This window comes from Vibrio sp. SSH13-20 (genome assembly GCF_040104475.1).
GTDB classification, from domain to species: domain Bacteria; phylum Pseudomonadota; class Gammaproteobacteria; order Enterobacterales; family Vibrionaceae; genus Vibrio; species Vibrio harveyi.
This window is the reverse complement of the sequence record NZ_JBECOU010000008.1, coordinates 172881-195913: the sequence shown is the minus strand read 5'-3', so window position 1 is coordinate 195913 and position 23033 is coordinate 172881. Positions and strand designations below refer to the sequence as shown.

16 protein-coding genes are annotated in these 23033 nt (G+C 44.4%); 4 read left to right on the top strand and 12 right to left on the bottom strand.

Annotated elements, in window-relative coordinates:
• Window positions 1-9 precede the first annotated feature (9 nt).
• A complete protein-coding gene (locus tag ABMY42_RS21640; RefSeq protein WP_349266784.1) occupies window positions 10-1602 on the bottom strand; it encodes a S8 family peptidase in 1593 nt (530 codons plus the stop codon).
• A 633-nt stretch (window positions 1603-2235) separates the two neighbouring features.
• Here ABMY42_RS21640 and ABMY42_RS21635 point away from each other — a divergent pair.
• Entirely contained in the window at window positions 2236-3222 is a 987-nt protein-coding gene (locus tag ABMY42_RS21635) for a cytochrome-c peroxidase (RefSeq protein WP_005446048.1), read from the top strand.
• Between the two features lie 818 nt (window positions 3223-4040).
• On the opposite strand, the gene ABMY42_RS21630 is transcribed toward ABMY42_RS21635, so the two are convergent.
• From ABMY42_RS21630 to ABMY42_RS21600, 7 genes are all read right to left on the bottom strand, one after another.
• A complete protein-coding gene (locus ABMY42_RS21630) occupies window positions 4041-5465 on the bottom strand; it encodes an aspartate kinase (protein ID WP_009697467.1) in 1425 nt (474 codons plus the stop codon).
• An 80-nt stretch (window positions 5466-5545) separates the two neighbouring features.
• Window positions 5546-5932, bottom strand: a complete 387-nt coding sequence (locus ABMY42_RS21625; RefSeq protein WP_005446054.1) for an ectoine synthase — start codon at window positions 5930-5932, stop codon at window positions 5546-5548.
• 14 nt (window positions 5933-5946) lie between these two features.
• The gene (gene ectB / locus ABMY42_RS21620) at window positions 5947-7212 is read right to left on the bottom strand and encodes a diaminobutyrate--2-oxoglutarate transaminase (protein ID WP_349266783.1); all 1266 of its coding nucleotides are present in this window, start codon (window positions 7210-7212) and stop codon (window positions 5947-5949) included.
• Between the two features lie 33 nt (window positions 7213-7245).
• Window positions 7246-7779: a diaminobutyrate acetyltransferase gene (gene ectA / locus ABMY42_RS21615; RefSeq protein ID WP_026000336.1), complete on the bottom strand. Its 534-nt coding sequence runs from the start codon at window positions 7777-7779 to the stop codon at window positions 7246-7248.
• A 344-nt stretch (window positions 7780-8123) separates the two neighbouring features.
• The gene (locus ABMY42_RS21610; RefSeq protein ID WP_005446060.1) at window positions 8124-9788 is read right to left on the bottom strand and encodes a BCCT family transporter; all 1665 of its coding nucleotides are present in this window, start codon (window positions 9786-9788) and stop codon (window positions 8124-8126) included.
• A gap of 225 nt (window positions 9789-10013) precedes the next feature.
• Window positions 10014-10763, bottom strand: a complete 750-nt coding sequence (locus ABMY42_RS21605; RefSeq protein WP_009697463.1) for a 3'-5' exonuclease — start codon at window positions 10761-10763, stop codon at window positions 10014-10016.
• Complete coding sequence (locus ABMY42_RS21600) at window positions 10760-12640, bottom strand: DUF294 nucleotidyltransferase-like domain-containing protein (protein WP_009703074.1); 1881 nt, start codon at window positions 12638-12640, stop codon at window positions 10760-10762. Before ABMY42_RS21600 ends, ABMY42_RS21605 begins: the two co-directional genes overlap by 4 nt.
• A 372-nt stretch (window positions 12641-13012) precedes the next feature.
• Between ABMY42_RS21600 and ABMY42_RS21595 the strand changes: the two genes are divergently transcribed.
• The gene (locus tag ABMY42_RS21595; RefSeq protein ID WP_349266782.1) at window positions 13013-14416 is read left to right on the top strand and encodes an MATE family efflux transporter; all 1404 of its coding nucleotides are present in this window, start codon (window positions 13013-13015) and stop codon (window positions 14414-14416) included.
• A 41-nt stretch (window positions 14417-14457) separates the two neighbouring features.
• Here the strand turns inward: ABMY42_RS21595 and ABMY42_RS21590 are convergent, their stop codons facing one another.
• Together ABMY42_RS21590 and ABMY42_RS21585 are read right to left on the bottom strand one after the other, a co-directional pair.
• A complete protein-coding gene (locus ABMY42_RS21590) occupies window positions 14458-16362 on the bottom strand; it encodes a DUF3857 domain-containing protein (protein ID WP_349266781.1) in 1905 nt (634 codons plus the stop codon).
• On the bottom strand, window positions 16359-17453 hold the full coding sequence (locus ABMY42_RS21585; protein ID WP_235612186.1) for a hypothetical protein: 1095 nt from the start codon (window positions 17451-17453) through the stop codon (window positions 16359-16361). The genes ABMY42_RS21590 and ABMY42_RS21585 overlap by 4 nt, the downstream gene beginning before the upstream one ends.
• A gap of 417 nt (window positions 17454-17870) precedes the next feature.
• Here ABMY42_RS21585 and ABMY42_RS21580 point away from each other — a divergent pair, with 417 nt between their 5' ends.
• Window positions 17871-19808, top strand: a complete 1938-nt coding sequence (locus tag ABMY42_RS21580; protein ID WP_349266780.1) for an LTA synthase family protein — start codon at window positions 17871-17873, stop codon at window positions 19806-19808.
• 99 nt (window positions 19809-19907) lie between these two features.
• On the opposite strand, the gene ABMY42_RS21575 is transcribed toward ABMY42_RS21580, so the two are convergent.
• Entirely contained in the window at window positions 19908-21575 is a 1668-nt protein-coding gene (locus ABMY42_RS21575) for an SgrR family transcriptional regulator (RefSeq protein ID WP_349266779.1), read from the bottom strand.
• 63 nt (window positions 21576-21638) lie between these two features.
• On the opposite strand from ABMY42_RS21575, the gene ABMY42_RS21570 reads away from it, so the two are divergent.
• Complete coding sequence (locus tag ABMY42_RS21570; protein WP_155243578.1) at window positions 21639-21779, top strand: hypothetical protein; 141 nt, start codon at window positions 21639-21641, stop codon at window positions 21777-21779.
• A 43-nt stretch (window positions 21780-21822) separates the two neighbouring features.
• On the opposite strand, the gene ABMY42_RS21565 is transcribed toward ABMY42_RS21570, so the two are convergent.
• Entirely contained in the window at window positions 21823-23007 is a 1185-nt protein-coding gene (locus ABMY42_RS21565; protein WP_349266778.1) for an MFS transporter, read from the bottom strand.
• Window positions 23008-23033 lie beyond the last annotated feature (26 nt).

The following is a 23033-nucleotide window of genomic DNA, read 5'->3' as shown; positions in this document are numbered from 1 at the left end:
TAACAGTAGCTAGTAGCTTGCTTGGATGCTTACACCGTTGTATCTTGAATAGCCTTGAATCATTACGTGGTAACGTCCGCTTTGAGTGGCATTAACTGTACATGTCTCGCTATTGCCGTATCTGAAAGGTCGACAATCCCAAGCATTAAGCGTTGGCTTAGAGCCAAAGCGTAGATACAAATCTGCATCACCGCTGCCGCCATACATTTGTACCGTTAGGCGTTGCCCTGCTTCTACATCTACGTAGTAATAAGCTACCTGCCCTGTTGAACCGCTCAAGCCACTCACTGGCACACCTGAGGCCAATTTACCTTCTGGATCTGGCGTTGGATCAGGACCACCACAATCTTGACCACAATCGGCATCCGTTAAACTGTAAAGCAATTTATTCACACTGCCTCTTGTGTCCGTGACTTTGCCACTGGTTGCGCGCTCAACGATCAGTGCTTCCACTTGGCTTGGTGAAAGTGCACTGTTTTCTTGGAGATAAAGCGCAGCAACACCAGCAACATGTGGGGTCGCCATTGAAGTGCCACTTATCGTCTTATAACCGCCGTCATACCAAGCAGACTTGATTTGTGATCCTGGAGCGAAAACATCAACACAGCTACCCCAGTTTGAAAAACTAGAACGTGCGTCAGAGCTCGTCGTCGAGCCGACAGTAACACCAGAAGAAACACGCGCAGGTGAGTAGTTACAGGCATCAGCATTGGAGTTACCAGCTGCAAGCATAAAGCTAACGCCGGACTGAACTGCGCTTTGCACTGCGCTATCAAGAGCCACAGATTGCCCACCACCTAAACTCATGTTGGCAACCGAAGGACCAGATGCATTGGCAGCTACCCAATCAACACCCGCAATAACGCCAGACGTTGAACCTGAGCCAGAACAGCTAAGCACTCTGACACCAACAATGCTCACGTTCTTTGCCACGCCATACAAAGATCCGCCGATCGTGCCCGCTACGTGTGTGCCGTGTCCATTACAGTCACTGGCATCCGCATCATTGTCGACAAAGTCATATCCCGAAATGGAGCGTCCGGCAAATTCAACGTGCGAGTTGTTCACACCCGTATCGATAACGTAAGCCGTTACGCCCGTTCCATCAAAGTTGGCGCTGTAATTGTTATTGAGAGGCAGACTACGTTGATCAATTCGGTCTAACCCCCAAATTGCATTACTTTGGTTTACTTCTGCCGAGACTATTGGGTCTAGTGTAAGAATTCTGTCTTGCTCGATGTATTTAACACGTGGATCAGCACGTAACGCTTTCAGCTGTTCAGGAGCTAACGTCGCAACGAAACCGCTGATCGAATTGTCGAATACTGATTCCACTTGTATTGAGTACAAACCAGACATTCGGTCCACTGATTGTTGTGTGAACTGCTGTAATTCAAGTGAATTATTCATCATCATTTGAGGTTGATGAAATACAACGATATAACGATCAGCGATGGCGACGTCTTCAGGCGCAAGCATCAGTGACGCAGGTGTCTGCGCTAAATCCGCATCATTTGGGAGTTCTGTCGATTGCGAAAAAGCGAGAGAAGAATGGAAACAGAGTGCCGAGGTGATACAACAACTTAGTAGTTTCTTTAACATAGAATGTTCCTTGAAATCATAGTCTTGTTGATTTTTACCTAGTACCAAACTGTCAACACGAAAAGACAGAAAATCAGCGTAGTACGCTCAATACGTGCTGCAGTGACGTTACACCATCAAATTAGACAATAAGCAATAAGATGCATAACTGATAATAATTCGCATACTCAAAAACATGATCAATGACCAAGCTTTATTGAAATTGAAATGTAAAAGCCCATCTAGATTTAGAGCAAAATCCCTAAAATGGAATAACTCTAAACATCGGAGTTGTTAGTTGTTAAATATCCTCTATCCAACCTAAGCTAGCGAGATAAAACCTTCAATCGTGGACTTTGCTAGGGACTCCCTCCTATGGTTCTCACTTAATTGCATAATTGACCTAAATCAACGAACCATTCGTTTATATTCTTTACATATTTGTAAATAAAAAGTAACCACCACCACTAAAAGCAAGCAAAATCAAATCGTGCAAACTTTGTTCGCTTTTAACATCGTTTTTTGCCATAAAAACCATCGATTTTTTGCATTTTATAGAAAAAAACGATTGCTATACCGTGACTTCCAGAGCGTACCAATAAGAAGTACGCCGCCCTAGTGAGAGTGAAAAAATCACTTAAAAAGGAAGTTATTATGAAAACTCTTATAGCAGTGAGCGTCTTGTCAGTCCTATCTTTCGGTGCTTATGCTGAGCGCCAATCCGCAGAACCCATTAAGGTGATCGAACCGGTTGCTGGTCTTAATGCGAAAAAGGTAGAACTGGGTAAAACGTTGTGGTTTGAACCTCGATTATCCGCCTCCAACACCATTTCTTGTAACTCTTGCCATAACATCGCAAAAGGTGGCGTCGATAACCTACCAAGTTCCATTGGTCATAAATGGGCGATTGGTCCTATCAACTCACCAACGGTGTTTAACTCAGACTTAAACTTCGTTCAGTTTTGGAACGGACGCGCCAAAGATTTGCAGGAACAAGCAGCAGGTCCAATTGAGAACCCCCTCGAAATGGCATTCACTCACCAATTGGCTATCGATACGCTAAAATCGATTCCTCAATATCGTGAGTGGTTTAAAGAAGCTTACGGCAGTGAGACAATCACCATCGATAATGTAACCGATGCGATTGCGACGTTTGAGCAAACGTTACGTACACCAAATGCGCCGTTCGATCTTTGGTTGAAAGGCGACGACAATGCACTAACAACAGCGCAAGTCGAGGGTTATAACTTATTCAAGGCAAAAGGTTGTACAGCGTGTCATAGTGGTCCATTGGCTGGCGGGCAAATGTACCAAAAAATGGGCTTAGTGAAGCCATTTGCAACAGACAACCCAGACATAGGGCGCAAAGCGATCACGGGGAATGATTTCGATAAGTTTGTGTTTAAAGTACCGACACTGCGTAACATCGAACTCACCTACCCGTACTTCCACGACGGCTCCGTTTGGGATCTAGAAGAAGCAGTAGCAATGATGGCTGACCTTCAGCTTGGTCAGAAGCTGACGAAAGAGGAATCGGTTAAAATCACTGAATTCTTACGTTCGTTAACCGGTGATCAACCAGAGGTGACTCTTCCTCACCTACCTCCTTCAACTAACGAGACTGCTCGCCCAAATATCTAACTCGGTCGTAAATGAATAACAAAGGAGCCATGATCGGCTCCTTTGCTTGGTTATCAAACCATTCCAACAAACCGTCTCATCTAGCAAAAATAAGGCTTTTCAGTTTGACCTTCATGCTGATACCCCGAAGGCATTATCTTATCTCAATAATCCCCAAATGGGTTCATCGAGAACTCTCCATTTTCAAGCGCTTTGTCAGCCAATTGCCCGCAAGATAGCTGGATACAAAAGCTCGTGGGGCGATTGCATCTAAGCTGCCTTGCGTCGACTCAATATATGCCGCCACTCCTAACCGTTGCATACCTCATCGCATGCGCTCACCCTACTTTTATTAAGAAATACAATGTAATTGAATCTTTTTGTACGAACTTCCAATAATATGTCGATTCGTTGGATTAAGTTCGAGGTCTAAGGATAGAGCAAGATGGGATTCAAAACCGTTCAAACACAATCACATTATGTCGATGGCATACTCGTCACTGCCGAATATCACCGCCTGTCGACAAGATTTACCTTGCGAATTGGCGAAGAGATCCTCTATTCAAAACGGCTTTATGCTATTGCGTTTAGAAATGCCCCAATGACCATTAACAACCAGTGTTATCGTGTTAGGGTCATTTGGTGCTTAATTTGGCGAGCAAGGTTAACTAAAGACGACACAGTGGTGATAGAAGAACTGATTGATAAACGACGCTCAAAGTCATTATTTACACTTGTATTCTCTACTATCATGCGAAGTTTAAAGTATGTATTCAGTTAAGCAGTTTCAAATAGAGATCCCCCCGTATTTAAAACTGCAACATGATCAGGCAAGTCGATTAAGCAACATTCACCGATTTTTTCGCTCCGCGGTCTTGTTCAAAAAACTCGCCATGTAATGCGCAAATCGCTTGTTGGTATTCATCATCACTGACGACAAACTGCACATTCACGTTTCTCATTGATGAATGGAGTGCTATCGGTGTGACTCCGCGATTCATCAGGGCTAACACGCCTTTCGCCAGTGTTTTGTTAGTATCAATTTGAGAGCCAATCGCAGAAATCAGCGCAACCATTTTGCCGGTAATAGAAGCTCGTGGATGGCGTTTTTCCGCCTTATAGAGCACTTTATTTAAGCTATCGACACTGCCACCTAGGTAATACGTTATTGAATTCGCATTCATCTCTTTACCGATAAGATTGACGCGGGCATCAGCAATGATTTCCATCAGTTCGTAACTGACATTATCCACTTTTCCAACCATGGTTTGGTCGAACAGGTGAAGCGCAAATACTTTCTGCTTACCCGCAATAATTTCAATGCGGTCACTTTCCGGACGGTAATCCGCAGAGATTAGAGTTCCCTTGTGCTCAGGTTCAAAGGTATTTTTGATCTGCAATTCAATACCACTTTCGCGAAGACCTGCGGCGGCATTAGGGTGAATAGCTTCCATACCAAGGTTTGCCAATTGATCAGCCACATCATAATTCGTAAATCCAATCGGATTGACACTGTCGACACCGACCACTTTTGGATCGGCAGAACTTAAATGGTATTCCTTATGAATAATGGCTAAATCGGCTTTGACTGTTGCTGCAATTCGGCTGAAAGTCATCTCGCTGTAACCACGGTCATACGTATGCATCAACCCTTCTTTGCAGTACGCGTAACCTGTCACGATTGGAAGTTCTTGGGTAACATCAATCCCTTCAAAGGCTTCATGTATTGTGTCATCCAAGCTTAGAGGTTGCTGATTATCCCAACCGGACAGATCAACAAAAGTCGAATTAATCCCCATGTTCTTGAGCTTTAATGCCGTATTGTAGGCACTGTGTGCTTCACCAATTGAAGAGAGAAACTCGCGGATTTGAGGTAAGTAATGACGCAGAGAGAACTGCCCGTACTGACAAGTTTCTAGGATGTTAGTCACGCAAGTTTTTGCTTCTGAAATGCGAGACCTAATGAACTTATCAGCTCTCATACGATTCATCGGGTCAGCAAAAATGTGCTCGTTGGTCAGGAGCATACGGCTTTCAACATACGCTAACGCGTCTTGCCACGCTTCATCTCGTTTGGCTATCAATTGGTAGACACCCGGTTTACTGGTCTTTTTGCATTCCAATAGTGCATCGGTCATTCCGCCATAAGCAGAGACAACAAAAATACGGTTATATGGATTTTGTGGACGAAGGAGAATATTGTCGAGCACAGCATCAAATGCTGTCATCGATGTACCGCCGATCTTTTCTACGGTAAGTGTCATGATGGACCTTAATGGTTGGTAATTTGAAAGAATGGATAAGAAAAAGAGGCGAAACCTCGCCTCTTTAAAACCTTAATGGGTTAATCAACGAGAGGATAAACGCCGTTTTCATCGTGAACTTCTGCGCCTGTGATGGGCGGGTTGAACACACAAGCCATGGTCATTTCTTTGTTTTTATAAGCTCGTAGATAGTGCTCGTCATGCTTGTCTAGAATATATAGCGTACCCGGTTTAATTGGGTACGTTTCACCGCCGACTACTTCGATCTCACCTTCTCCACTCATACAAAATACAGATTCCAAATGGTTCTGATAATGAATGTGCGTTTCCGTACCCTCATAGATGGTCGTGATGTGAAATGAAAAGCCCATGTTGTCATCTTTCAAGAGCATACGGACACTTTCCCAGTTATCCGATACCACGCGCCTTTCGCTATTGCGACACTCGTCGAGTGTTCTAACGATCATGATCTGTTCCTTATTTATGATGCTTGTTTGAAATGTTTGTTTGCGATGGCTTCTACCGAGCCCTCGAAGATATTAAGCCCTTGGGTAAGTTCGGCTTCAGAAATGGTCAATGGGCAGAAAAACTTCACCACTTCATCATTTGGGCCAGCGGTTTCAATGACCATACCATTGTCAAAACAGGTTTTTGCAATGTTGCCCGCGATGTCACCACTCTTACATTCAATACCAATCATCATGCCGCGACCTTTACGCTGCACGAACAGCTCAGGATAACGCTGTACGCAACGTTGGATCACGCTCTCGACTTTGCTGGAACAAGATTTGATATGAGCTTCAAAGTTACTCGTCGACCAATAGGTTTCTAGCGCTTTGGTTGCCGTAATGAAAGCATGATTGTTACCGCGAAACGTGCCGTTGTGCTCGCCTGGTTTCCATTTATCTAATTCAGGTTTGAGCAAAACAATCGCCATTGGCAGACCATAACCGCCAATAGATTTTGAAAGCGTCACCATGTCCGGCTTGATAGCTGATGGCTCAAAGCTAAAGAAAGTACCTGTGCGACCACACCCTGCTTGGATGTCATCAACAATCAGTAAAATATCGTGAGCTTTGCACAGCTTACTAAGTCGTTGCAGCCACTCGTTGGAGGCAACATTCAAACCGCCCTCGCCTTGCACGGTTTCCAGTAGAACGGCCGCTGGCTTGTCTATGCCTGCCGAATTGTCAGTCAGCATGGTTTCAAATAATTTCAGCCCATCAATACCCGCATAGCCTTCAAATGGAATTCGCGTGACGTTGTTTAAACTTGATCCCGCTCCTTGACGGTGGTGTTGATTACCCGTCGCTGCAAGCGCACCTGCCGTACAGCCATGAAAACCATTAGTAAAGGCCACAATGCTGCTACGACTCGTTACTTTTTTGGCGAGTTTGATGGCAGCTTCAACAGCGTTAGTTCCCGTTGGACCTGTAAATTGAACTTTGTAGTCCAGCGCTCTTGGTTGAAGAATGTATTGGTTTAACGCTTCAAGAAAGGCGGCTTTTGCTTCTGAATGCATATCCAAGCCGTGTGTAATGCCATCCATTTCAATGTATTCAAGCAACGCTTGCTTAAGTACTGGATTGTTATGACCGTAATTGAGAGATCCCGCTCCAGCAAGAAAGTCGAGGTAACGTTCACCTTGCTCTGTTTCTAACCAGCAACCTTTCGCACTACGAAAAACAACCGGAAAACTGTTTGAGTATGAACGTACGTTGGATTCCTGCTTTTTAAAAATATCCATGATAAGACCGTTATTTGATTCCTATTAGTGGGTTTATTTGAGGGGGATACGATACAAATATTCAGTATCGTGCTTGCCTTTAAAGTGTTTATCTTCATCCAAGAAGGTGGTCACTTCACCGTCATTGCCATTTTGCGCATCAAGCTTTTTGAATAATGCCCAAGATGCATCATTTGCCTTGGTGATCGTGGTTTCAATGGCAGTAACATTTTCGAGACCTTCTCGGTCAAGAATGTTTTTGAGCATTTTGAAAGCCAATCCATTGCCTCTAAATCGCGGTGCGACGGCGACTTGCCAAATGAACAATACATTGAGCTCATCCGGTTTCTGATAACCAGAGATGAAACCAGCGATCTCACCTTTGTGCTCAACGAGAACACAGGTTTTGCTGAAATGGCTAGATTGGAGGAAGTTACAATATGAAGAGTTCATATCGAGCGGCGGACAATCTGCGATTAAACCATAAATGTCGTCGCCATCAGACACGACAGGTTCACGAAAAATCCATTTTTTGCTTGGGTCTTCTCCAATTTCTGGATACATCACCCAAGGTGCTGAGGTAATCATATGTAGATACATATCCTTCGTACACTAATTAAATTTCCTTTTTATTATGCACACCGATTGTGCATAAAAATCAAACTGACCAGCTCTAAATACCCGTTTATTTGATCCAGATCGCACGAAGGCAAAGTGCAGATGACTTTAAAAATAGTTTGAGCTCTAATGTATTTATAGGGTTAAGAGTATTTTTAGACAGATGCGCTGCACATTATCGATATTGTGGCGTAAAAAAAGCTTTGAACAGGAAGAAAGTCGTAGCCAATTTCTGGCTAGATATGAAGAATTCAGAAAAGAAAACGGCACGTTGAGACGTGCCGTTTTTTTAGTTGTTATGAAAGACGCTCAAACTACGCTTTCGCTTTCTTCATTGATTTTGATGTTGGGCGAGGTTCATCCATTAAACCTTTCACTAGAGATACCGTTGCAACCAACAATACGATTGTGAATGGTAAACCAGTTGTTACCGCCATTGCTTGTGCAGCCGCTAGACCACCGCCAAGCATTAGCGCGATTGCAACTAAACCTTCGAATGTACACCAGAACACACGTTGAGGTGTTGGTGCGTCCACTTTACCACCCGCTGCAATCGTATCGATTACAAGAGAACCAGAGTCCGCTGATGTGATGAAGAACACCACAACCAGAATAATACCCACGATAGAGGTTATTTGAGACAGAGGCATCACATCTAGCATCGCGAACAGTTTAAGTGGAAGCTCTGCATCAAATACCGCTTGGTAACCATCGTTCACGTATTGGCTGATCGCCGTACCACCGAATGCCGTCATCCATAATACACACACGGTTGATGGGATCAGGATTACACACACGATAAACTCACGAACGGAACGACCACGAGAAACACGCGCGATAAACATACCTACGAATGGTGACCATGAAATCCACCATGCCCAGTAGAACGCCGTCCAGCCTTGAGAGTAATTCACGTCTTCACGACCGAATGGCATCGATAGTGCTGGAACATTCGCAAGGTATGACATGATGTTCTCAAAGAAGCCCGTCATGATTGCGAGCGTTGGACCCACGATGATCACGAACAATAGCAATAGTGCTGCTAAACCCATGTTGATTTCAGACAGACGTTTTACACCACTATCTAAACCCGCAACTACCGAGATTAACGCTAATGCCGTAATGATCACGATAAGCACGACTTGCGTTGTCTCTGTCATCGGGATGCCGAACAAGAAGTTTAGACCCGTTGCTGCTTGTGATGCACCGTAGCCAAGAGAAGTCGCAAGACCAAACACAGTTGCAACAACGGCTAGGATATCAATAACGTGACCAACCCAACCCCAAACTCGCTCGCCGAAAAGAGGATAGAAAATAGAACGCATCGTTAGAGGCAAGCCCTTGTTGAACGAGAAGATCGCTAAACCAAGAGCCAACAGTGCGTAGATTGACCAAGGGTGAAGTGCCCAGTGGTAAATCGTCGCTGCCATGCCTAGTGCAGATGCCGCCGCGGTATCCCCCTCTGCTGCGCCTAATGGAGCCCAGTCAGTACGGATACCATTCTCAACGTTCACGCCGCCAAGTGCAGCACTGAAGTGAGACATAGGCTCAGATACGCCGAAGAATACCAGACCGATACCCATACCAGCCGCGAATAGCATCGCTAACCAGCCCGCGTAAGTGTAGTCTGGTGTTGCTTCTGTACCACCGATACGAACGCGACCAAGTGGCGTTACGATCAGAATCAAACACACCACGACAAACACGTTGCCCGCAGATAGGAAGAACCAATCAAGGTTAGATACAAGCCAACCACGCAAACCCGCAAAAAACGGCTCTACTTGTTGTCGGAAAGTCAGTGTTAACACTACGAACAGGATGATCGACATGCCTGAAATAGCAAACACACGGTTGTGAATATCAAGTCCGAAAGGACCTACTTTTAACGCGACGTTGTCCTGACCAATCTGGTAATCAGTATCGATCGGGTTCACCTTACCGTCGGGGCGCTGTATACCGCCATTATTGTCGGTGCTCACGATTTATCTCCTTAAAAACGTGGCTAGATTAAATTCAAATTAAGCTTGTGTAGGAAGCTGAGTGATGACTTTCTTGTGTCACTTGCTGCAAAGCTTATGTGCGATCGTTGTGTCGCTTTTAGAAGGGTTGCTCTACTTTATAATTTTACCCTCAACAGCCATGATATCGCATTGCATTTTGTTATCAGGACGACTAATTATTTTTGTTGTCAATTCACCGAACCACTATTGCCAAACCACGGACAATGGCATGTCACCGTCAAAGTGATACTGCAGTTGTGCCTGCAACAACTCGGCGGTTGCAAGTGCATCCGTAAGGGCATGATGAGGCTGATAAACAGGTAAATGGTAACGCTCACGCGCATGTCCGAGTCGCACAGACCCAGGCTTTTTACCTTTGAGTTTATTTAACCAACCTTCACATTGTCGACGCTGAATTGCGTATTCGATATCCAAGGTGTCAACGACTGGAAATTGAATCCCCTCACCTATACTGTTTAACAAGGCATTATTGAAGAATTGTCGCTCAATGTTTTTGTAGTGCACGACCACAATCTTACCTGCCAACGCATCAAGAATGGCATCAAGAATTTGTTCAAGTTGAGGTGCATTCTTCACTTCAGAATCGGTAATGCCGTGAATCACCACCGACTCTTCATTCAGTTCTCGATTTGGATTCACAACCCAATGACGAGAGCCACTGCACTGTACGCGGCCTAGGGTAAATGGTACCAAGCCTATGGTGAGAATGGCGTCTTCCTCTGCGTTTAAGCCAGTAGTCTCAAAATCGACGGAGACAAACGGTACCTCTTTTAGTGGCGTATCACCATTCACAATAGGCGTAGAGTAATAACGTTTTAATCGAGTATCTTTCGCTTGTTCGGAAAGTTGCTCGAAGAAAACCGCCCAATCGGGGGTCTGGCTGGTATCAAGCAAATCTCGACTATCTTGCTTCTGTTTAGAAAACCACATCATTTGCCACTTCTCTGGTAACGGAACTTAATGTAGTTCTGTGCGTTGCTTAGGATTTGGAATGCAGCTTTTAAGTTGCGACGCTCAAACTCCGACATTTCTTCTGGCTCGATGTTGTTATCGGGCTCTTCCCCATTTTCAATATCCAGCGCTTGATGTCGGATTCGCACCATGTAGATCAACTCCATAGCGTCTTTTAAATCCATGCCGCGGCCTTTCGGTAAGATGCCCGCATTGTTGATGTCATCCAAACGCTCAAACGAGTTTTGCGAACGAGAGCCAATCGCCAACGCGTGCACCCGAATCAGATCCGCCATTGGTGCGGTACCACGACGCTTCAAGTTGATGGAATTGCGATGACGTCCGTCTTTCTCCATTACAAAGTCTTTGAAGAAGCCTAGTGGTGGTGTACGACGGATTGCGTTATAAGCCATACAAGCCAAGAAACGATTGTTCTTCTTAGCACGACGGACAATGAACCCGCTCAGTTGCTCAGCCCATTTCACGCGTCCATGTACACCAAGTAAATCGAAGAAAATACTGCTATGCAGAAGGCGTTCTGGCGTTGGATTATCAATCCAGTTCGCAAAGCACTCTTCCCATTCTGAGCGCGTTTTACGCCATTGTGGGTTAGTTGCCATAATGTCGCCAGTACAGTAGGTGTAACCGCACTCGGCTAATCCATCACAAACGAATTTCGCGAACTGAGCAAAATACTCACCATGCAATGTTGGGTCGTAGCTGTTGTCTAGAATCAGCGCGTTGTCTTGGTCTGTGACGATAAGCTGTTCATCACGCGCCATGGAGCCCATCGCCAACAAACAATACGGGATGGGCGCAGGACCTATTTCTTGCTCTGCTAGCTCTGCCAATCTTTGCTTAAAACTGCTGCCAATAACCGACATCGCTCGTCCAACCATGTGCGCATTTGCGTCTTCGCTCACCATTCGGACAAAGCAGTCTTTCACTTGTTTAGATACCGCTTTGAGATCTTCTACCGAGTTTTGCTGGAAGATAGAACTCACTAGCAACAAGCTGTTTTGCGACTCATAACGGACGATATCCGTCATGCTGATTACGCCAATCGGCTTTTTATCTTTTAGGATTGGAAGATGATGGACGTTGTAACGCAGCATTGTCAGCATAGCTTCAAACACGTAAGCACTGTAATCGAGCGACACAACGTCGTAGCTCATCACTTCACTTACAGGAATATCGCTGTCTCGACCTTCAGCTAAAACGCGAACGCACAGATCTTTCTCGGTCAAGATACCAAGCAGTTGGTCATCGTCGTCTTCAGTAATGTCTTCTTGCGCGCGGACAATCAAAAGCGCAGTGACGCCCTCTTCTGCCATTAAGATCGCCGCTTCACGAACCGTTGCACTGGCTTCTAGCGTCACTGGCTCACGACTTAAGATCTTGCGCGCTTTCGCAGTCGTAAAGTCATTCCCATCTGAATGGTTTGATACAGCGGTACGCAGCCTCGCGCTGTCTTCCAACTCCATGAAATCGGCGAAGTTCTCAAACTCGTCACATAGCTCCGTAAAGATCTTCTCTGGAATGCAGTAAACCAAGGTGTCTTCAATCGCTTTGGCTGGCATACGGACACGGTTGTTCATCAACAACCCCATTTGTCCAAACAAACCACCAGCATCAATACGGTTGTACAACTCCCCTTTACGGCGGAAGATTTCCACCACACCACTACGGATCATGTATAAATCACGAATGTCATCGCCTTTCTTGAGAATGTCCGTCCCTGCGCGGTAATAGGCGACTTCGGCATTCATTGCGATGTTTCTTAGGTGCTCTTCCGGTAAATCATCAAAAGGTGGGTATTGGCTAATGAAATTGAGTACTTCTAATTGCTCGGCTTCCATTCTTTATTCCATACATTGCCTAAACTAAGGCGATAAATATCACCAAGAAAATAATCAGACAATAAATAAATTGAGACGTCAGATAAAAAGCTGTGCAACCGTCGAAAAGCGGAATAATAACTGATGATTATTGAAACGAGTGTGTCTAAAATTGCTTGTTTTCATCTAAAAATCAGCAGTAAAAAACACAATGCATTCACGCGATAGATATTTACTTTAAAAGCTCTCGCAATCGTTTTCTTGTGATCTAAATTACATATTGAACGCAAGAACAAAAATCCGTATATTGCGCGTGCCTACGCGGCACACCCTACAATGCACAACGCTATCCTGCTTCCACTGGTGCATTGATATTGGTGTTTAATTACTTCCATGCAAAACAAACCTTCCTCTTTTTCTCGCTTTTTTAAAGAATCGGGCGCTTTGTTACACCTATCGGTCCCTATCATTCTGATGCAACTTGCCACTCAGTCGATGGGCTTTATCGATACCACAATGGCAGGACAAGTGAGTGCTGCCGACCTTGCTGCGATCGCACTTGGCACCAGTTTATGGCTACCCGTTTCGCTATTGCTTCGCGGCATCATCATGGCATTAACACCTGTTGTGGCTTACCACCGCGGCGCACAAAGTTTAAATAACGTGCGTATCGCGTTTATTCAGATGCTTTGGTTGTCTGCGTTTGTCAGTGCGATTCTGATTGTTTACTTACTACTTGGGGAAACCATTCTCGTTGGCTTAGGTGTTGCACCTGAGATCATCCCTATCGCGAGTGATTACGTTGTCGCGTTGGCGTTTGGTGTTCCAGGCATTGCGCTTTTCTACACTTTGAATGGCTTCTGCGAAGGGATGAACAACACTCGCGCACCGATGTTGATTTCTGTGATTGGTTTGTTGGTAAACATCCCTGTTAACTACATTCTGATTTACGGTAAATTCGGCATGCCGGCTCTGGGTGCGGTTGGTTGTGGCTGGGCTACTAGCTTGGTTTACTGGCTGATGTCGGCCCTGCTGTTTAGCTACATCAAGAGCCATCACCACTATAAAAACATTCTTCACTTCGCAGAATTAAAACCAGTATGGCAAGAGATCAAACAGCTGTTCAAACTCGGGATGCCGATTGGCTTAAACATTGCGGTTTGTGGCAGTATCTTCGCGGTGATTGCCCTGTTGATTGGTCGTATCGGTGCGGAGAACGTTGCAGCGGCGCAAATAGCACTGAATATCTCTAGCATGACGTACATGATCCCAATGAGTCTTTCATTTGGTATCACGATTCGCGTTGGTCATGCATTGGGTGAACAAAAGCTTGAAACGGCCTCTCACCGCAGTTTGGTAGGCATTATTACTGCCGCGCTACTGTCGTTGATTTCAGTCGGCTTCTTCTTGCTGTTCCCAGAGTGGATCATTCGTTTGTACACCACAGATCCTGTGGTTTCAGCAACAGCGGCTACACTGCTGATGTTTACTGCGATGTACCAATTCAGCGATGCACTGCAGACCTCTGCAAACGGTGCTCTGCGTGGCTACAAAGATACTAAGATCCCAATGATTCTGGCAATTCTTGCTTACTGGGGCTTGGCACTTCCACTGGGTATGTTGCTGGGTATCACCGATGAAATCGTTCCTGCTATGGGCGAAGAAGGCTTCTGGATTGGTATCGTGACAGGATTAACTACCGCGGCAATTGCAATGCTGATTCGCTTGGCGCTAGTGATTAAGAAGTACAATCAAACTACGAATGAACTTGATGCTAAAGAACTTGTATTGAACTGATGAACAAAGGAGCTCACTTGAGCTCCTTTGTTCATTTTTAGTTAGGGCTGCTTTAACACTTTGCCATAGAACTTAATTAGAGACTGCTCTGCAAATGTATTAAGCATCTTATTGAAGCGCTCTCTCTCAGACACTTCGACCATTGTAGACCTCACTTCAAGTATTGTTCTTACGGACAATTCAGTCGGCGAAATCAGTTCTGCGCTGCGTGTTAGCGAGCCCAAAGAATGGGTCAATTCAAGAGTTGGAGGAATATCCGTAATTTCCCATAAATTGTTAGTATCGTAATACACATCAGACACAACTCTCACTCCATGGAAAAGTGCAGGGTACTTCTCATTGTACATTTTCAGGTCAACCAATTCCTTCTTGATCCATGCATCATGCTCTTCATATTGAAGCTCTTCTTCCACACCTATAAACGGCTCGATGACCGACTCAGACCGGACAACGGTTCGAGTCGACATAGTGTCGAGATTTTTGACCTGAAATTCGGGGTTGCCGATGCTTGTTACCACTTCGGAATATTCATCCGTTAATTTTTCGATACGTTCAGCTTCACCCAGTTCATACAAATTGGCACGCACCAACCCTGCATATTCACCGACGTAAACCCTTTCTTGAACTTCTTTTTGTCCACCAAAATCATCAAATAAAATCACGGTGTCAGTATTCATTTTCCATCGGTAACGGCTTTGTTGCATTTGTCCAAGTTGAGCGTCTTGCGTCAATGGAAGAGACACTTTGCTTTGAATCCACTCAGGTGTGTACTGCCAATTGGTTTGTGTATCAGTTGGGTCTACACAATAACGTTGTTCACCATACTCAAAACAAACAACTACATGGTTAAATGCCGTCATTGTTGGCAGCAATACCCCTTCTGTTTTGATTTGCTTTGTTGCGACCAAAACTAACTCAGCGTCCAAGCCCAGTTTATTCAATAATCCGAGTAGCAAAACAGATTTATCTTTACAGTCACCCAAGCGGTTTTCAATCGTCTCGGCAAGGTCATGCGGTGTCATCGCATGACCGAACTTTGAACGCGAAACGTAACGAATATCACGAGACACAAAGCTCAAAATGCGTTTAATTTTCTCATCAGTGTCGATTGCGCCATGAGTCAATGTTTGAAACAGCGGCTCTAAGCCCGATTGATCTCTAAACGCTGTGTTCATGGTGGTCGACGCGCGATCCGCGACATCTTGCCATGTTCTCATAGACCCCAAAGCAATGCGACTAATAGCATCACGCCACTTAACCTGATAATCACCATCAAAAGCAGCGATATTGTGCCCCAAACATGAGAGAGTTGAATTGGTCTGTTTACAATTCACATCTTCGCTGTCATTTGCCCAATAAACTGGCGAAGCCTCATCCCACACGACATCGAGTCGGAAACTATCCATTGGGTAGCTACGTTGTGTATGTAGCTCTTCAGCCCAATCATGTTCCATCATTGAACGTTGAGTAATGATTTCATACTTCAAGACAGCAATACTACCTTCTTCCAAGCCTGGGATTGCTAAAGCGATCTCTTTTTGACTGGAAAAGGTGTTATAAACGCCTGTACCTAGCACCTGAATTTGAGATGGGTCAATCTGCTTTATCACTCCGTTTGGTGAAACTGATGCAGCCGCTTTGATTATCACTTTTTCATAATTAGGGTCAAAGTACAGCCCCATCGTCCCATGCGATTCAACGTCGACAAACCTTGGAAAGTAGTTGACTAATGTTTGCTCTTTTCTAACAACGTCGGCTCGAACATTAAACTTAGTTTCACGTAAAAGCTGAGCCATTGCAGAATGTGATTTATCTTTGGGGATGAGAGCTAACGCGTCCCGTAGACCGTCTTGTGATAACTTCCAGTCGATTTGGGGATACTCGTTAGCATGCACACCTAACGATCCAGCAATAGCGACTAGGCTAAATAACTGAGTTAAATTCATTGTAATGTGAACTCCTTTGCCATCGCTGCAAACTCTGGTTTTCTCTGAGAGTAAGTTTTAGCGGGTTGATCTAGGATTCCCATTAGCTCATAGCTATTATCACCAGAGTGAAGCAAAGTCACGTAACCCGAAGCTAACATTGAGCCACTTTCCTTGGTGCAGACTAACTCTACCTTGAGCGCAAAATCGTTACCGACAAAGCTGCGTGACTCTACACAACGAGACGCACCAATCTCCTCATCAATCCATTGACGACGCTCATGCATGTGCTCGTTAATATCCTGGAGCTCTCGGTTATTAAACACGATTAGGTAAGAACCAAACTCTTCACTCGCAAACTCTGCTAACGCTGAGCCATCACTGTACGTACCAATCTCTAAACGATGCCAATTAGCACCATGGAAAGTGAGCTGAAAATCCTGTCCCTGTTCAATGTAAGTAGATTGATCTGGGTACGCTTCTAAACTGTCTTTCATTACGGAATTGTTGTACATCACGCCATACATCAACAGCACACCCGGTGTCATAATGATTACGACCAACCATTCCAAAGGATGGTAACCACCTTTTTTGCCTGTAAACTCAATATCGCTTCGCTGACGTTTGAAATTGTTTACTCGATAAGAAAAAGCAGTAAATGAAGTAGCAGTAAGTAAATATGCAACGAAATCTAGCCATAAGGGTGTTGCCCACTGCGAAGTTAGGGAGAAGTAAATCGTTGATAACAAGAACCCTAATGCACCTAAGTAATAAACGGTACGAACATTGAGGTTCTTATTATCCTCTTCGAGTTCACAAAGCGTGCGATCCAAGCTGCGAAATGCGAAGTATTGGAAAATCGCCAGCCAAGGAACAAAAAACCATAAAAACGGTTTGAAGTTTCTAGCGGATAGTTGGTCTATTTCTTTAATACGGCGATAGAGCCAAAAGTTTGTGTAAAAGCCGAGAGTACTGAAAGCTAAAAACCAATCAAAAATTGGTTTTCTTGGATACGCCACTTTCATTTTTTGAGTAGGCGCGTCATCAGAAGACGATTTATCTAACACTTCTTCGCAAGGCATACTGCTGGTTTCTTGCATTTTAAAATCCATATTTTAATTCAAAGCCAAAACGTACATTGATCCGACTGCGTCACATTGCATTTCAGTCATAAGCTCGAAAGATATTTCTAACTCACTCGTTATATTTATATTTTATAAATCGGCGATATTAACAAAGATGCAGTAAAACACGAATGAAAGAGGCTTAACGCATCTACTTTTGTGATTAACGTTAAATAATAACTAACGCAAATTATTCTCTTCTCTGCTGGTTTTTACTTCCAAATGTTGAGTTTCAAAAAATCACTACTCGTATAGTTGAGTATCGCATTACGCCTCCTTACAAAGCCGTACCAATCATTACAATTAAATTTATAGATAAGCCTTATATTTCACGTTTGTTTCACGTTTTCTTTGATACAAGACGCATCATAAAAACCAAACACATCAGTAAATTAGGGAATATTTATGAAAAAGCCCACCTTTGGGCCTTTACAGCCTGTTGCTGTATTTGCGCTATTTTCGCTTGTCTTTTTGTCCACTTCGCGGATTTTATTAGCCTTTTGGCTCTCTGACCGGATCGAATCTTTTAACGACCTTATTTACATTCTTGGTCAGGGTTTACGCGTCGATTTTGCAACGATTTGTTGGTTGTTTATCCTGCCAGGCTTACTATCTGCGCTGTTACCGGTGACCGGTAAGATTGGTGAGTGCTGGAAATGGTTACTCCGTTGTTGGATGGTCGTTGGTCTATGGATCTTGGTATACATGGAGCTCGCTACCGCTCCGTTTATACAAGAATACGATCTTCGTCCGAACCGTTTGTTCGTGGAATACCTCATTTATCCGAAAGAAGTATTCAGCATGCTTTGGACTGGCTACAAGTTAGAACTGTTCATCGGCACGCTTGGTACGGTTATTACGCTTTTCTTAGGTTGGAAATGGAGTAAGAAGCTGACGGATAATGCTCAGCAAGTAAACTGGAAATGGCGTCCTGTTCTTGCAATTTTAGTGGTTCTGATTGGTGTCGCTGGCGCTCGTTCATCTTTGGGTCACCGCCCTCTTAACCCTGCAATGGTGGCATTTTCGAATGATCCTCTAATGAACGATCTAGCACTCAACTCTTCCTATTCACTGTTGTTTGCTGTCAACAACATGAAGTCAGAAAAGAGCGCAGAGCAGTTTTACGGAAAAATGGATGATCAGAAGATGCTCGACATCGTTCGCGCTTCTTCTGCTAAGTCTGATTTTGATCCATCTTTACTTCCAACCATGAACAGCAACCAAGCAACATATCAAGGAAAGCCAAAGAACTTGGTTATCTTGCTTCAAGAAAGTTTGGGCGCTCAATTCGTTGGTTCCTTGGGTGGTCTTCCTCTTACACCTAACTTCGACAAGTTGATGAATGAAGGTTGGCAGTTCACTCAGATGTACGCAACGGGTACGCGTTCTGTTCGTGGTATCGAAGCGGTGACAACAGGTTTCCCACCATCACCATCACGTGCAGTGGTAAAACTAAGCAAAAGCCAAACAGGTTTCTTTACTATTGCTGACTTACTGAAAAACCGCGGTTACCACACTGAGTTTATTTATGGTGGTGAAGCAAACTTCGATAACATGAAAACCTTCTTCTTCGGTAACGGCTTCGACCAGATTGTGGAAGAAAAAGACTATGAGAACCCTGAGTTTGTTGGCTCTTGGGGTGTAAGTGATGAAGATCTTTACACTAAAGCGGACCAAGAGTTTGAGCGCTTATCGAAAACTGACAAGCCTTTCTTTAGCTTGGTCTTCAGTTCGAGTAACCACAGCCCATACGAATACCCAGAAGGTAAGATTGAACCTTACGATGCTGAGCATATGACACGCAATAATGCCGTTAAATACTCAGACTATGCGATTGGTACGTTCTTTGATAAAGCGAAAAAATCTTCTTACTGGAACGATACTATCTTCATCGTCATTGCTGACCATGATGCTCGTGTATTCGGTGCTAACTTGGTGCCAGTGAAGCACTTCCACATTCCTGCTTTAATCATTGGTAAAGACATCAAACCGCGCAAAGATGACCGCATTGCAAACAACATCGACATGCCACCAACACTGCTGTCTTTGATTGGTATCGATGCAAAAACACCGATGATCGGTCGTGACCTGACTAAGCCTTTGGCTCGTGAAGATGAACGTGCAATGATGCAATATGACAAGAACTTTGGTTACCTAACCCGAGATAACCTTGTTGTATTCTCTCCGGGTGAGAAAGTATCAACAATGCAATACGATTTTGATAAACAAACCATGGAGCCGATGGAAGTTGATCCAGCCGTTATTGAACGCGCGAAAGCCAATGCACTATTTGCTTCTAAGGCGTACCAAAACAACTGGTATGCATCCAAAGCGGTTCAGTAGTCATACCAAACATTCACTGAGCTATAAATGAATAAAAGGAGCGCCCAATGCGCTCCTTTTTGTTTTCTCACATTGTTGTATTCTTAGTGTCTGCAGTCCCTATTCAAGCCACATGTTTTTCAAAGACATCACACCCATTCGGTCAGTTTCTGCTCCATGTAGTTCTTCAGATTGAGAGTAGACAATGTGCTCTCTCCAAAGCGGCGCATAATGGTAGTTCTGTATCAACCAATCCTCCGCTCGGAATAGCTTCTCTAGCAATCCATGACTGTCTTCACTTTCACGCATCAATCCATCAACGAACTGCACTAAACTGTTTTTCTCTTTCTCGCTCAAACATCGAGTAAACGCGTCACTGGCAAGCATCCACTCGTAATACTGATAAGCTCGGTCATCGCCAAATACGTAACAACCATAACCGACATCAGCGATCGCACGTTTCTCGTCGTCTGGGCTTTGAATCGTCCACTCAACACCAAGCTCGGAAAGTATCTCAATGAGTGGATCAAGCTCTGCTTTTAAGTTCTCACGAATTTCGATCACCACTGGACGCTTTGGCTTTGTCATTTGGCTTTCAAACAGGTGAAAACCTTTGTCTTGGTGCTCGTTCATCAGACTATTTGCTAACTCTACGCGCTGATCAGCATGCTTTCTAAAGTGATGAACAATCCAAGCACGCTCTTGCTTGCTCAATTGGTTTTTGTGGTAGAAAAAATGAAGGACAGAACAACCATTTTGCTTACTGTGATCATTTCCGACATTATCAAGATGAATCGCGCGCTGCATTTGCTGAATGTGCGCATGACCCACTTTGCTACAGGGTGACAATGACCAAAATTCAGCCATATCAATCAACCCTCCAATGCCAAAATACCGAGGATTTCTTTTGAGTGTCCAATGGTGACTCTCCAATCGTTCCGCATAATAGGGACCTGTTCCAATAGGCTTATGTGGCTGTTCACAATCCATAATTGCCGTGTGTTTGTCACACAATAAATTGAGGAATACAGGGTCATTTTGACGTAGATAAAACGTCACCCATTGCCCTTCGACATTGATAGAATCAAGGTGGCGAAACAGGACCGAAAACGGATGAGCCTCGTTTAATCTTCGCTCAAAGTTCGCTTTAATATCAGTGCCGCTCAATCGCTTACCATTGTGGAAGGTTACGTCACTGCGCAAGCGAATTCGAACATGGTCTCCCTTATTTTCAAATGCGTGCGCAAGTTCGGGCAAGATGCTTTGAGAGTGAGGGTCAAAACGCAGCAGTGTATTGTAAATGCTATCTATTAGCATCACCGAACGCACAGAGTGAGCTTGATGTGGTCGCCACTCTGGTAATTGATAAGGTGCGATATAAACCAGGGTATTTTGCTTGTTCAGTTCGGTTTGCGCATCACCCAACCACAGAGGCAAGTTTTCTTGAAACACCAATTCGCCATCAAACTGCTCTGCAAGTTGATGTGCTTGGTTGATTTTTCCCGCTTTAACCCACTCTTCTAATGCCTGCTTTAACGCCTCTTCAAACGTCACAAGTAGTGTGAGCGTGGACACGTTTCCCCGCCCCTTACCCGGAGCCCAAGTCACCCAACCATATGATTCCATTGCCACCATCAATTTACTGACATTTCGATCGCTACATTGTAGTTGTTCTGCTAGTGATGCGATGGTGACTGGCTTTCTCTCCTGAGTTTGATAGTGCCGACTCAATTGACGTAAGCGGCTCAAATGCGAGGCAGATTTAAAAGATGAACTATCCATATTCATGTGTTCGTTATTTGTTCCCAATTAGACTTTCATACTATCTCTAAAGTCATACAGGAGGTCAATATGAATACCATTTACTACTCTTACTATACATTAAGTGCCGAGCGCCATCGAAATACACCAAAACCAGAACCAGTAAGAACCAACCAATCTAGAGTGAGTTCATTCTTTCAAACTGTGTTTTCGGTCTTACTCTTTGTGTAAGCACGGATCGAGATAAGGAGCGCCTGACGCGCTCCCTTTTGTTTCACTGTTTCACTAGTATGGTGCTAGCCGGCTTTCTTTTGCTTGACGAAGGCATTAACGTAGCACTCAACAGTGCGATCCCCATCCCACCGGCAAGGATGAAATACATCAATACAAACTCTTGTGTATGGGCATAGGTAGAAGCAATAAGCCAATACGCGATAGGTCCGGTACTAAAGCTTAATGTGTACTTAACGGCGTAGATCCTAGAGCGCCATTTCGCATCGGAATAACGGCCAATAAGCCAATCGTTCACCGGTATTTGCGCGTACGTACACAACATCAAACCAACAAACACCAGAACCAAAGACCATTCATGAGTAACCGTCGCCAATAGCAGGAATAACAGCTGCCCACCAGTAATGCAGGCGAGCAGCTTCTTGATATCAACACGATCTATCAACTCACCCACAACAAGCTGAATAAACGCAGCACAGACAAAAATAGAGGTGGTCAACGTGCTTGAAAGGCTCAATGATTGGCTAAACTGTACGTCCATGATTTTTGGTAACGAGGTCGTAGTAGATTGAAAGACCAAACCACCGAAGAAGACAATCACCGCCACACAAGCGAACAGCACTTTGAGTTGTCGCAAAGGTATCGTTACGTCGTCACGTATATTTTTCACATGTTCGATACCGGTAACGTCTTTCGATGCAAACCAGTACATAACGCCAGTTAGCAAACATACGATACCTGGAATATAAAATGCGGCTTGCCAAGAGAACCATTGGCATAACAAAGCGGTCCCTATTGCCGCGAATGCCAAACCTAAGTTGCCTGCCAGCCCATTTACCGCGATAGCCCTGCCTGTTTTGTTTGCAGAGCTGAAGATAAGTGCAATACCAACAGGATGATAAATCGCGGCAAACAAGGCAATGACACAAAGCCCCAATCCCATTTGCCATGGCGTTTGCGCGAGAGCGGTAAGTAACGCAGAGATGCCCATCCCAAAGTAGAAAACGATCATCATGCCTTTTCGGCTCCAACGATCCGCTAGCCAACCAGCCGGTAGCGACATCACGCCATAAACCAACATGGCTGCACTTCCTACTTGAAGTAGTGTGGCGTAACTCATGTTCCATTCTTTATGCAGCGTTAGTACGACAGAAGGAAAAATGAGCAAGAAATAATGATTAAGTGAGTGCCCCACATTAAGGACACCCGCGTGAATTGAGCGGTTCATCTCGACTCCAAACAAAATAACGGAAA